Source organism: Pseudarthrobacter lactosi (assembly GCF_055412785.1).
In genome coordinates this window covers 1,423,345-1,435,899 of sequence record NZ_JBVAYS010000001.1, presented here as the reverse complement: position 1 = coordinate 1,435,899, position 12,555 = coordinate 1,423,345, and the positions used below count along the sequence as shown (strand labels likewise).

General features: G+C 59.2%; 7 protein-coding genes and 2 pseudogenes. 4 read left to right on the top strand and 5 right to left on the bottom strand.

The window, feature by feature from the left end; genetic code table 11:
* The first annotated feature begins 280 nt into the window (after window positions 1–280).
* The 4 genes and pseudogenes from rplM (at window position 281) to istB (ending at window position 3,419) form a co-directional block, all read left to right on the top strand.
* The gene (gene rplM, locus ACZY0Q_RS06540; RefSeq protein WP_058931751.1) at window positions 281–724 is read left to right on the top strand and encodes a 50S ribosomal protein L13; all 444 of its coding nucleotides are present in this window, start codon (window positions 281–283) and stop codon (window positions 722–724) included.
* Window positions 725–762: 38 nt separating this feature from the next.
* Window positions 763–1,269 carry a 30S ribosomal protein S9 gene (rpsI, locus tag ACZY0Q_RS06535; RefSeq protein ID WP_463915350.1) on the top strand — a complete coding sequence of 169 codons (507 nt, stop codon included), beginning with the start codon at window positions 763–765 and terminating at the stop codon, window positions 1,267–1,269.
* Between the two features lie 901 nt (window positions 1,270–2,170).
* A pseudogene (locus ACZY0Q_RS06530) lies at window positions 2,171–2,639 on the top strand (IS21 family transposase); the annotation flags it as partial.
* A pseudogene (istB, locus tag ACZY0Q_RS06525) lies at window positions 2,636–3,419 on the top strand (IS21-like element helper ATPase IstB). The pseudogenes ACZY0Q_RS06530 and istB, both read left to right, overlap by 4 nt.
* A gap of 152 nt (window positions 3,420–3,571) precedes the next feature.
* Here the strand turns inward: istB and ACZY0Q_RS06520 are convergent.
* The 5 genes from ACZY0Q_RS06520 to ACZY0Q_RS06500 form a co-directional block, all read right to left on the bottom strand.
* Window positions 3,572–3,991 (bottom strand): hypothetical protein, encoded by a 420-nt coding sequence (locus tag ACZY0Q_RS06520; protein WP_463915349.1) that lies wholly within the window; start codon window positions 3,989–3,991, stop codon window positions 3,572–3,574.
* Window positions 3,992–5,350: 1,359 nt separating this feature from the next.
* Window positions 5,351–7,138 (bottom strand): ArnT family glycosyltransferase, encoded by a 1,788-nt coding sequence (locus ACZY0Q_RS06515; protein ID WP_463915348.1) that lies wholly within the window; start codon window positions 7,136–7,138, stop codon window positions 5,351–5,353.
* Between the two features lie 79 nt (window positions 7,139–7,217).
* Entirely contained in the window at window positions 7,218–9,107 is a 1,890-nt protein-coding gene (locus ACZY0Q_RS06510) for a glycosyltransferase family 39 protein (RefSeq protein WP_463915347.1), read from the bottom strand.
* Between the two features lie 12 nt (window positions 9,108–9,119).
* Window positions 9,120–11,009 carry an ArnT family glycosyltransferase gene (locus ACZY0Q_RS06505; RefSeq protein ID WP_463915346.1) on the bottom strand — a complete coding sequence of 630 codons (1,890 nt, stop codon included), beginning with the start codon at window positions 11,007–11,009 and terminating at the stop codon, window positions 9,120–9,122.
* The gene (locus tag ACZY0Q_RS06500; protein ID WP_463915345.1) at window positions 11,006–12,244 is read right to left on the bottom strand and encodes a bifunctional glycosyltransferase family 2/GtrA family protein; all 1,239 of its coding nucleotides are present in this window, start codon (window positions 12,242–12,244) and stop codon (window positions 11,006–11,008) included. Before ACZY0Q_RS06500 ends, ACZY0Q_RS06505 begins: the two co-directional genes overlap by 4 nt.
* Window positions 12,245–12,555: the final 311 nt, after the last annotated feature.

The following is a 12,555-nucleotide window of genomic DNA, read 5'->3' as shown; positions in this document are numbered from 1 at the left end:
GTCAGTCCGGCTGGTGGCCAATGAGCGGCCGGCTACCCCATTTTGACCCCGAGGCCCGATTCAAGCTAACATTGGTAGTCGTTGTGCGTGTCCTTTCTCGATGATGCGTGCCCGCTTGAGAATCCGGTTGCAGGATGACTACTCAACGAGCACATTCGGGACTTCAGGATTACTGGTTACATAGAGCCCTCACCTCTGTTCCGGTAGCGCATAGATAGTAGGTGCACACGCTTGAGTGACACCTAAACAAGAACGCCAGAACAAGAACGAGGCAAAAACCGTGCGTACGTACACCCCGAAGCCCGGCGATATCAACCGCCAGTGGCACGTCATTGACGCCACAGACGTTGTCCTTGGTCGTCTTGCGAGCCAGACCGCAATCCTGCTGCGCGGCAAGCACAAGGCCACCTTTGCGTCCCACATGGACATGGGCGACTTCGTCATCATTATTAACGCTGAGAAGGTAGCCCTGACCGGCGCCAAGCTGGAGCAGAAGCGCGCATACCGCCACTCCGGCTACCCGGGCGGCCTGACCTCCGTCAACTACGCGGAACTCCTGGAGTCCAACCCGGTCCGCGCCGTTGAGAAGGCAATCAAGGGCATGCTCCCCAAGAACTCCCTTGCTGCGCAGCAGCTGGGCAAGCTGAAGGTGTACCGCGGTGCAGAGCACCCGCACGCCGCCCAGCAGCCCAAGACGTTCGAAATTTCCCAGGTCGCCCAGTAGTCCTGGCCACCAAACAACTTATCTATACAAGGAGAATCGTGGCTCAGAACGAAGAGACCACCGAGGCCGTTGTGGCTGAGGAAAACCCGACCAGCTACACCTCGGAGAGCGGTCCTGCGGAAGCAGAAGCGCCGAAGAAGGAACGCCCGGCACTGACTGTTGCCGGCGCTGCAGTTGGCCGCCGCAAGGAAGCTGTTGCCCGCGTGCGCATCGTCCCCGGCACCGGCAAGTGGACCATCAACGGCCGCACGCTGGAGAACTACTTCCCGAACAAGCTGCACCAGCAGGACGTCAACGAGCCCTTCAAGATCCTCGATCTTGATGGCGCTTATGATGTCATGGCCCGCATCCACGGTGGCGGCATCTCCGGTCAGGCCGGTGCCCTGCGCCTCGGGATCGCCCGCTCACTGAACGAGATCGACACCGAGAACAACCGCGCCACCCTGAAGAAGGCCGGTTACCTGCGCCGTGACGCACGCGTCATCGAGCGTAAGAAGGCCGGTCTCAAGAAGGCCCGTAAGGCTCAGCAGTACTCCAAGCGCTAAACCCGCTTGCACGGAAGCCCGTCCCGCCATTGGCGGGGCGGGCTTTTCACGTATCCAGAAATCTGGTTTATGGCCGAAGCGGCGTTTGTTTGGCCGATACCGAAGTCGCGGGCCGGCCCGACTTCATTCTGGGACCGCGGTGGTGAGACAGTTCCCTGGCGTCACCCAGCTGCTCAGTTCGGGCCGTCATGGGTGCTCCGATCGCTATTGCTTCCGTGGGCCGAGGCTGGCCGACTTCAGAGCCTGCGTATGTCAACCTAATTCAGCACCACGAGGACGGCCTGATCCAGGACCGCATGCCGTTCCGTTGCAGGAACTTTGAGCGGGCGGCGACTAACCCCTCCTGCTTTAGTAGTGAGCTGCCTGCCCGCCGTGCCAGAGGCTGTGGTGCTGTCGCCTCTGCTGGCTCACTTGATGAGGGCTTCCGGCATTGGCTCTCCCCTTGCGGCGGTATAGGGTGCGGTTAATAAGCGAGAGTTGGGGGGAACATGTGCGGTGGGTTTCGCAGAGCGCTATTTGAGCACCGGCGCTTGCCACGGCATGTACGGATGTTGCGCATCATTCAGGCTGGGAGTGCTGCAGCTGCTTTTTGCTGCGCTCCAATTTCTGTAGGTTTCCGCCTCGGACCGCATGTCTTCAATTTGCTCCTGCTCGTTCCGGTTCTAGTATTTCTGGCAGCCGTCTTTGGGGTCGGCCTCCTGACCTGGAGAAACTACGAACGCACTGCGGAGATTTGGGCGGAGAATGTAAGAGGCCGAGGGCTGGAGAGGGCCGGGCTCGGATGGCTTGTCGACACGGGGACGATCCGTGCGCTGGGGGCTGGGAAGTCTATCTTCACGACAGTCATCTTCATGATGGCGGTTAAGCAAATCATCTGGCCATATTTTGCATTGAGATAAGGCTTCCCGACTCGTTCCCATTGATCAACTCCCGGGCCCGGGAGTCCGGTGCATTCACCAGCGCGCATGAGGCGTTCTGGGCCGCCTCCCGTCGGGTCAACGGCGGCGCCGACGGAACCCGTGAACTCATCGATGTCCTGCTGCTCCACCGCTCCATGGACGCCGGCGATGTGCAGGCAGGTATCACCGCGGCGCTGGGAGTGGGCACGGTCAGTGCCGATGTTGTCGCCATCGAAGCCCGCAGACACGCGACGATTCATTCCAGGGTGGGTCCGGCCCGGTGCTCACTCGGACGTGAATGTGCAACGGGTTGTCAGTCTCACCCAGCGCCGTCTCATGGACCCCGCCGCCGTCATCGCCGGGCTCCCGCCGGACACACGGCCCGTGCCATCGGTCAGTGCCTATGACGAGCTGCTGGCGAAATGCGCCAAACACCCCGCAGGAACAGCATCGAAGGAGAACATCTCATGAGTCCCACCGCACCGGCCACCACCATCACACCGACCTTGCGCCGGCGGTGCGGCCTGACCGAACAGGCCGCTGTCGCGGCCGTGGACCAGGCATGCCGGAGGCTCCGCCTGCCCACGGTCCGGGCGGTCCTGGACGAAGCCCTGACCATCTCCGGGAAGGAACAACTCAGCTATCAGGGCTTCCTGGCCGAACTGCTGCTCGCCTAGTCTGATGATCGGGACCGGCGATCTTCGATCCGCCGCGTCAAGGCAGCCGCGTTTCCGCGGGACAGGTGGCCGGGGGGATTTCGATTTCGACGCGAACCCGAACATCAACCCCGCCACCATCCACACCCTTGCCACCGGGGACTGGATCCGCAAAGGCGCACCCCTGTGCCTGATCGGGGACTCCGGAACCAGCAAATCCCACCTGCTTATCGGCCTCGGGACCGCGGCTGCGGAGAAGGGCTGCCGGGGCAAATACACCCAGGCGACTCGGCTTGTGAACGAACTCGTCGAGGCCGCGGACGAGAAAGTCTTGGCCAAGACTATTGCTCGCTACGGGCGAGTGGACCTGCAGTGTATTGATGAGCTTGGTTATTTGGAACTGGACCGCAGCGGTGCAGAGCTGTTGTTCCAAGTTCTTACCGAACGCGAGGAAAAGAACTCCGTGGCCATCGCTAGCAAAGAGTCGTTCTCGGGCTGGACAAAGACCTTCGCCGATCCAGGTCTCTGTGCCGCGATCGTGGACCGGCTGACCTTCAATGGCGCCATCATCGAAAGCGGCACCGACTCATACTGACTCGCCCATACGATCACCCAACAATCCGCAGGCTAGCCTGATGGCCCTCTTCAATACGTGTCAACCGCCTCACCCGAATTCAGATTCTTGCTCGTGTGGCATGGATTGAAATAGCACTTATCTGCAGCTAGAAAGGGAGCAACGGCGCCCATTTACCACTGGCTTCCGAAAATGGTCTGGATGTAGATCAGCATCAGGAGGTACCCGGCACTGCACAGCCAAACGTACGGCCATCGGGTGCGGGCCTGTTCCGCCAGCGGTTTACCCCGCTTTCCTTGCGGGCGAAACAGGAGCACGAAGAGGCTGAGGGGACGCCACCGGTATATGGCGAGTGATACTGCCACGAAGAGCGCCGAAAAGTACGACAGTGTCGTTATGCCTTGGAATTCCGTCAGAGGCGGAAGAGTAAGGGCTATGGCTATGGCGCATCCGTGGAGGACAAGGTTCACCTTTCCCAAGAACCGGTGAATGGGGAATCCCGGATGGATGATCGTGGGAAGTTTGAATTGTCCGGAATAGCCCACGGTGTAGGCCACAATGACGATGTAAGAGACGATCAGGAGCCTGATCAACGGAAAGATTTTCCACGGGATGTCGCTGAAATAACGGCCTGTGGGCCCGTGACGGCTGCCGTTACGCCGAATAGCCGACGTCTTTTCATATCTGCTCCCACCCAAAGTCCAACGGTTTTGCCAGCATAAGACACTATCGACTTGCGCTGAGCTGTTTCGGCACGCTTGCCGAAGCCCCCTTGGTGCAAACCCTGGATAATTCTCGGATATGGAGATTCGCCCGACCCAGCGGAACCGCGAATCCGCCGCGCTAATGAATCGGCCGAATAGCCCAGTCATGAAGCTTCCGCACGGCAGATGAGAGTGCGCATTAGGCGCTGGTCAGCATGACTGTGGGTGGTCTTGGATCAGGCCGTCTCCGTGGTCCTGAATCAAGGTGACGTCCTCACCGACTTCCTGACCGAGCACCTCGACCATCTACGCTCCACCAAAAGACTCAAAGCCTAGGCCGAGACATCAGGGCAAACGCGAGTCGTCGAAATGAACCGACACGTCGCGGCCAACCTGGAAAGCGTCATCGCACCATCCAAAGCACCGGCACGGGAGCATCAACGATGCGAACTGACAACACACATAACCTCCTGGCCGCCGCACGCCAACCATCAGACAAAGCGCGCCAACAAGCAGAGGATGCCCCCTCTAGCAACTTGACCAAACCGCACAACCCCCAACTGTCAGCGAGCTGGCCAGAACAGCCGGAAGATCACCCTCCTGGCTCTACACCAAGCCAGACGTTCTGGAGCAGCTCCAGCAGTGGAAATAGCCAGGTAGAACGTCGCCAACGGGGTCGTCTATTCGAGCGTCGGAGACATCTACGCAGCGGCGGCTGCAACTGGCCACCAACGCTTCCAACAGCTCACCGATGAGAACAGCCGTCTGCAGGAGCGGCTGGCACGGGCGTATGGAGCGCTCCGGTCCGCGAGCCAAAGGCGTGAAATCTGTCTAACGGCCGGTCGGCAACCCAACCGGGCTGAAGGGACGTCCGCGAGACTCATTCGAAGCCGGGAGACGTCCCTTGTGGGTGTGCAGCTCAGGGCGAATCAGGCTTCTTCCTCATGTCCATGTATGCGAGACCAAGGTTCAGAGGCAGGAACCACACGACTGCGATAAGGGCGTCACCCACCCGTAAACCATAGGCTAGGAGCGCGAGAACGAATCTAATGAGCATTTCCAATCGCGCCTACGATCGCCCTTCGAAACTTGGGCTGATCTACGTGCAACACTCGGACCTCAATGTCGGGTATGAATCAGGAATCGTCGGCCTCCGTCCTCCGGGGGTAACGGGGGCACCGCGATGGGAATCCAGCCCACGTGATTTTGGTGATGCCGCCGCTCCGACGTAGTGGACAGGAGCCCGAGTTAACCTCTGAGGCGGTAGACGTTGACTCCATCAATCTCTTCAGCTCGAAATGTGATACGAACCCAGTCATGTATGGCCAGCAATTCTGAGCTGTTTCCAGGAACTCTGAGTTGCTCAGGCTGTTCGACCAGATAGCACAGCCGCCCAGACTGCACTTGCTGTTGAAATTGTTCCAGTGTCGGGCTCGGATCTTTTGCAGCGAAGCCCCCGATTGGCATTATTGGCCTGTTCACTTCTAACTGGAAGCGGGCGGCGGTCTGGCCAGGATAGGTAGCGGCTGCCCATGTACAGCCGGTGTCCGCACTGCGAAGAAGCTCCGCTATGCCAGGCGTCGGACTGTTGCCAATGGCCAGCCCTGTGGCCCAGGCCGGATTCTGAACCTTGACTCCTTGCAGGAAACGGCTGAGTGAATTCGGGTTGCTGACGACGCCCCCGGAAAGTGGATTGGAACCAGTCTGCGGAGATCCAAGGGTGATCGCCGCACAATAGATGGGCCCCACGAGCAGGCTGCTGATAGCCAACCACGAAGCCGTCTGAGTGATCCATTTTCGCGGTGCAGGTAGCATGACCGCCGCGCCGGACACCATACCGGTGTAAAGGAGCACCAGGCCTAGCCATCCTGGATATTCCTCGCTCAACTGCCACATTCCGTGGGAAAAGATGCAGCTGGTAACTACTGCCAGGCCAACGCCGACGCGGCTTAGTCGTGTACTCCCGGGAGTGAGGAGTAGCTCAGCGCCTAGGCCGAGACACAGAGCCATCGGTGCTGCCAGAGATGCGGTGTAGTACGAGTGAAAGCTGCTCCCCATGAAGGACAGTACGACGTACGTAGTCATCATCCAGCAAACAGCGGCCGCACAGAATATGGACTTATTTCGACCGTACCTCCCTCTCAATAGCTGTACTGTGATGGCGACACACGCAAGAAGACCTGGGATTAGTAGCCAACCGCTCTCTTGTCCGTAGTTGGCGTTGAACAGTCTGAAGAACCCGGCATCGCTATCAGCGCTCCGCATCTCTTCGGGCATAAGAGCCAGCGAAGGGTCATCTTCCTGCTTCAGAACTCGATCGAGTCCGTTGTAGCCAAGCGTTAGTTCGATCGTGCTGTTTGTGGCCGTGCCCCCGACATAGGGGCGAGACTCGGCCGGTGTTAGATCTGTGGCCAAAGGCCACGCCAGCGAACCGGTAACAAGAATCAGGCCAGCTAAGAGAACCGTGACAAGCCGTTTGCGCCAAGCAAATGATGAATAGAGCAGGAAGACCAGGATTATGGCTGGCAGCACCAGGAATGCTTGGAGTTGCTTGGCCAGAAACCCCAGCGAAAGAAGCGAGGCAGTTATGTAAAGGAGCCGACTTCGTTCCGACACGGTGGCCCTAATTCCCGCATAGAGGGCCGAAAGCATTAAAAGCACCATAAGGGGATCGGGATTGTTATAACGCGCCAATAGCGCCGTGATTGGAGTGGTCGCAAAGACAGCAGTGGCGAGTAGGGCCAATGTTGCGGGAAGGTGTGGCCGCCCCACACGATAGATCAACAGAGCGCTCGCCACCGTCATTGCCGCCTGAGGAAGAAGCAGGGCCCACGAATTCAGTCCAAAGAGTCGAACGGACAGCCCCATGACCCACAGGCTCAATGGAGGTTTGTCTACTGTTATGGAGTTGCCCCAGTCTGCGGATCCAAAAAAGAGAGCTGCGAAATCATGCTGGCCCGACTGAACGGCCGCCGAATAGTAGGCATTTGCCCAGCCGTTGGCGTCCAAACCCCAGACGTAGATGAGAGCAGCCATGGAAACTATGCCCAGGAGTGCCCACCGTTCCCATGCTGGTGTGCGCTCTGAAGGGGGTCCGCCGTAGGGCCTGGCCCCGTCAATGCCTAAGATCGAAGATTGTGATGCCGTCAATGCTTTCCCCCTTGAAGTTCGACCGAACCCAATCTGTGATAGCTACAGCATCCCTGCCTAATGGCACTTCGTCCACGATGGGTTGCTGCCAAATGAAGTACGAAACTCGCTGGCTTTCTACGAGAGCAATGAACTGGCCGAAAGTGGGGGCTGGATCTTCCCCAAGCCATCCGCCAAGAGCGATGACCGGGCGTTGCGAAGCAAGTTGATACTGCGCTGCATTCTGGGCTGTGTAAGTAGCGGCAGCCCAGTCTGATCCCGCTGTTGCCCTAAGCAGACTGGTTACTGCCGTCGACGGCTCCACACCGAACCCCAAGTGCCTGGCTATTGGCGGATCGCCCTTTCGTGCCGCTTCAAGATGAGCGGACAAGGATTCCGGGTGGTTGCCTGCCGGGCCTGAGATCGGATTCGTTCCACTGTGAGAACGGGGCAACGTGATCAAATTCGTTGCGATTGGTGCTATGACCAAACCCAGCGTCATCAGCCCGAGGGTGACCATTCGTTGGGTTTTTGTCGCAGCAAGAAGCCATCCGGCTGCAGAGAGAACAGTCACGCTCATGCCGATGAGCGGCCAGGCGCCCCATTCATCGCTGTATTGGAAGATCCGGGCCGCGGTATATCCGGTTCCGATCAGCAGCACGGTGCCGATGAGTCGAGAAACAAGCCGATGCCTTTGGCTCCAGAGCACGAAGAGTCCCAAGGGGACCACCACCGCGATTGGCGCACTTATCGAGAACACGTAGTACGTGTGGGTCATGGAGCCCATGAAGCTTAGGACTGTGTAAACGGAGGCCAGCCAAATGACGCCCATGGTCGCCAAAGCCGACGCATTTATGGACGCATCACCAGACTGGCGCCACAGCATCACCAGCGCGAGTGCACAGGTTAGCGCCGTGAACAGCAACCAGGCTCCCTCCGGCGCAAAGTTTGCGTTGAATAGCCTGCTGAGGCCGCCGTCGTATGGTGCCTCACTGCCTGTGCCGGGCCTGGCGGCTGTTCCGCTGGTACTCATAGGAATCCTGATGAACCGTGCTAGGCCGTTGTAGTCGAGTGTGAGTTCTAGCATGCTGTTGGTTGTGGATCCGCCGACGTATGGTCGGTTGGCGGCCGGGGTGAGGTCGACGATGGCCAGCCACCAGCCTCCGCTGATTACGAGGGCTCCTAGGGATGCCACGAGGCGGAGGATCCGGGATCCCAGTGTGCCGGCGCCGAAGAGCAGGACGGCGAGTATGAGGGCCGGGATTGGGAGGAAGGCCTGGATTTGTTTGGCCATGAATCCGAGTCCGAGTGCCGTTCCGGCGAGCAGGTACCAGACCCAGCGGTTGTCGTCGATTGCTCGGATGACGAAGTAGACGGCGGCGACGGTGAGGAGGCCCATGAGGGGTTCGGGGTTGTTGTAGCGCGACATGAGTACGACGACGGGGGTGGTGGCATAGATCAGGCCGCCGAGCAGTGCGGGCCCGGCGGGGTGGCTGCGGCGGATGATTTTGTAGATCAGCCATGTTGTAGCGACGCCCATAAGGGCCTGGGGGACCAGCAGGGCCCAGGAATTGAGTCCGAAGAGCCGAACGGAGAGCGACATGATCCAGATGCTGAGCGGTGGCTTGTCGATGGTGATGAGGTTGCCGGCGTCAAGGGAACCGAAGAAGAAGGCTTTCCAGTCCTGGGAGCCTGCTTGTGCGGCTGCGGAGTAGTAGGGGTTTGCCCAGCCGTTGCGGTCCAGACCCCAAAGGAACGATGCCGCCGTGCCCACTAAGAGGACAGCCAGCCCAATCCTCTCCCACGGAATAGGCGTGCTGACGGCGCGACCACTCTGCCGGGCCGCAACCGGGCTCGTTGTCGTCGTTGTTCTCATGTGAACGAACTTTCACCCACGAAGATCATAGACTCGCACCCCATTGGTCGTCCTTGAAGAAAAGTTGTCGTCCACCCACCGCGAAATGGCAACCGTTTCGGGCCCTAGCTGGTCGAGGTCCAATAGATCCTGCTGCCAAATGAAGTAAGAAATGCGCCCTTCGGCCACCAGCGAAACAAACTGTTCCAGCGTTGGTGCGGGATCCGTTCCTAACCAACCGCCGATGGCCAGCACGGGACGGCCGGAAGCCAACTGATACTGGGCCGCATTTTGCGCCGAGTACGTGGCAGCTATCCAAGTCGCCTCAGTAGCCGTGTCCGCCATCATCGCGAGAACGTCTGAGTCGGGGACGGCCCCGTATGCAATTTGCTGTGCCCAAGCGGGGTTTCCCTTGCGTATCTCCTCAAGATGACGGGAAATTGCGCGAGGATCGTTGGAGAGGGGTCCGGAAATGGGATTTGTACCCTGTTGCGGGCTGAACAGAGTATGCAAATTCGTCGCCACAGGACCACCGACCAGACTGATAACAAGCACGGACCACATGACCCGGGTAGCAAGTGGGCGCAATTCGAAAGTCCAACCGATCGCTGCCACGATCCCGGCAAGCAGTACGCCCGTAGCGAGCCACCAGGGATATTCGTCGCTGTAGTGCAAGATTCGCATTCCCAAATACGCAGATCCTCCGATTATGGCGGCACCAATCAGGCGGACCGGAAGGCGGTTTCGTGCCTTCCACAGGACGGCTAGACCGATAGGGACCGTTACCGCGATGGGCGGAGCTAAGGAGTATACGTAGTACGTGTGGATCATTGTTCCCATGAAACTGAGTAACAGGTAGGTCGACGCGAACCATGTGCCCGCTACGAGGCCGATAGCTCGGGCAGCAGCGGACTTGTCCAACAGATACGGCAAGACGGCCAGGAGCAGAACGATTGCCCCCGCCGTGAAAAGCAGCCAAGTTGCCTCGGGTGCAAAATTTCCGTTAAAGAGTCGGGACAAGCCGCCGTCGTATGGTGCCTCACTGCCTGTGCCGGGCCTGGCGGCTGTTCCGCTGGTACTCATAGGAATCCTGATGAACCGTGCTAGGCCGTTGTAGTCGAGTGTGAGTTCTAGCATGCTGTTGGTTGTGGATCCGCCGACGTATGGTCGGTTGGCGGCCGGGGTGAGGTCGACGATGGCCAGCCACCAGCCTCCGCTGATTACGAGGGCTCCTAGGGATGCCACGAGGCGGAGGATCCGGGATCCCAGTGTGCCGGCGCCGAAGAGCAGGACGGCGAGTATGAGGGCCGGGATTGGGAGGAAGGCCTGGATTTGTTTGGCCATGAATCCGAGTCCGAGTGCCGTTCCGGCGAGCAGGTACCAGACCCAGCGGTTGTCGTCGATTGCTCGGATGACGAAGTAGACGGCGGCGACGGTGAGGAGGCCCATGAGGGGTTCGGGGTTATTGTAGCGCGACATGAGTACGACGACGGGGGTTGTGGCATAGATCAGGCCGCCGAGCAGTGCGGGCCCGGCGGGGTGGCTGCGGCGGATGATTTTGTAGATCAGCCATGTTGTAGCGACGCCCATAAGGGCCTGGGGGACCAGCAGGGCCCAGGAATTGAGTCCGAAGAGCCGAACGGAGAGCGACATGATCCAGATGCTGAGCGGCGGCTTGTCGATGGTGATGAGGTTGCCGGCGTCAAGGGAACCGAAGAAGAAGGCTTTCCAGTCCTGGGAGCCGGCCTGTGCGGCTGCGGAGTAGTAGGGGTTTGCCCAGCCGTTGCGGTCCAGACCCCAAAGGAACGATGCCGCCGTGCCCACTAAGAGGGCAGCCAGCCCAATCCTCTCCCACGGAATAGTCGTGTTGACGGCGCGACCACTCCGCCGGGCCGCAACCCGACTCACCTCGGAGACACTCAACGGACGGACTGTCCAGCAGGCCGAAGCGCGAGTAGGGCGGAGCGTTCGTCACTGCGGCGGACCCGGAAAACCCAGATCCGGAGCAGCACAAATCTCATTAGCGTTGCTAATACATTGGCAGCCGTCAGCGTCAGCAGCTCGGCACTTGGCCCGGCGTCTAGATTAACCGAATGCAGGACAAGTAGCGACGACGAAGTGATTGCCCACGCAAGCAGAAAGACGATGAGCCCTTGGAACTGTTGGGTAAACAATTTCATTGGCCCAGTGATACCGAAGGTGAACCTTCGGTTGGCAGCTGTATTGCCGACGGCCGTCAGCAGCAGTGCCAAGAAGTTCGCCTCCTGGGCGCCGAACGGTCCCTGAAGAACCAGATACAACAGCGCAAAAGCTAGCGTCGAAACCATCCCAACAAGGCCAAAGCGCAGCACCTGTCCGAAGAAGCTGGGGCGGCCTGGGGGAACTATCGGGCGTCGTCCGAGCTCTGCATAGATTGCCTGGACAGGAATGGAGCCCTTGACCAGCGAACCGGCCACGCGAATCATGCCTCGAATATCGTCAAGGGCGGTTTGCTTGATGTCAACGCGGCTGTCCGGATCATCCACCCAATCAACGGGGATCTCGTGAATACGCAGCCCGGAACGTTCGGCGATGATCAGCAATTCAGTGTCGAAGAACCATCCGTTGTCTTCTACATACGGGAGCAAAAGCTGAGCGACATCTGCCCGTATTGCTTTGAATCCACATTGGGCATCGGAAAAACGTACCTGCATTGTCCGCCGAAGCAGGAAATTGTAGGACCGCGAAATGAATTCCCGCTTCGGCCCTCGGCTCACCCGCGAACTCTGGCCAAGACGCGTGCCGATGGAAATATCGGAGTGCCCTGAAAGAAGAGGGGCGACCAACGGCGGGAGTGCGGCTAAGTCGGTGGAGAGGTCCACGTCAAGGTAGGCCAGGACTCTTGCCTCGGAGGCGCCCCATGCATCCCGGAGCGCGAACCCGCGCCCCTTAACCTCAAGACGGCGATATTCAACATTCTGCAGTTGCTCGCTGAGTCGAGCCGCAATCACCGGTGTCCGATCGGTGCTTGCGTTGTCGGCAATGGTTATTTTCCACGTCGAAGGCATTTCGTGCGTCAGGTATTCGGCGAGCCTTGAGATGCTGTTTTCGAGTACGGCTTCCTCATTGAAAACCGGTACTACAATTTCGAGCGCCAAGCCCCCATAGCTAGGTGTCATGCATGGAATCGTAGGCGTGCCGAAAGGCCGGGGGCGAGGCTTTTCGGCAAAGACAGGTACTGCCCAGTTATTCCAAGTAGTTGACGTGAACGCTCTGGCCGGAGGGCAGGTAGTGACGGAGTGCGCACACGTAGAGCAGCCGGGAGTTTCGCCAATACAGGTCTTGTTCATCCATGCGAATCAGATGTATCAATGTCACGGGCGAACCTTCGGAATTAGACCAAAACTTGCATGTGACACTGTGGCCCGACTCGACCAATACCTTTAGTCCGTCTCCGTCCGCGCCCTGATGGCGTGCCGCATCCGATATG

Bases quoted from the DNA above. Each gene is read 5' to 3' on its own strand.
- ACZY0Q_RS06510 (WP_463915347.1), bottom strand. From the start codon at position 9,107: ATGAGAACAACGACGACAACGAGCCCGGTTGCGGCCCGGCAGAGTGGT.
- ACZY0Q_RS06500 (WP_463915345.1), bottom strand. From the start codon at position 12,244: ATGACACCTAGCTATGGGGGCTTGGCGCTCGAAATTGTAGTACCGGTT.
- ACZY0Q_RS06515 (WP_463915348.1), bottom strand. From the start codon at position 7,138: ATGGCTGCTCTCATCTACGTCTGGGGTTTGGACGCCAACGGCTGGGCA.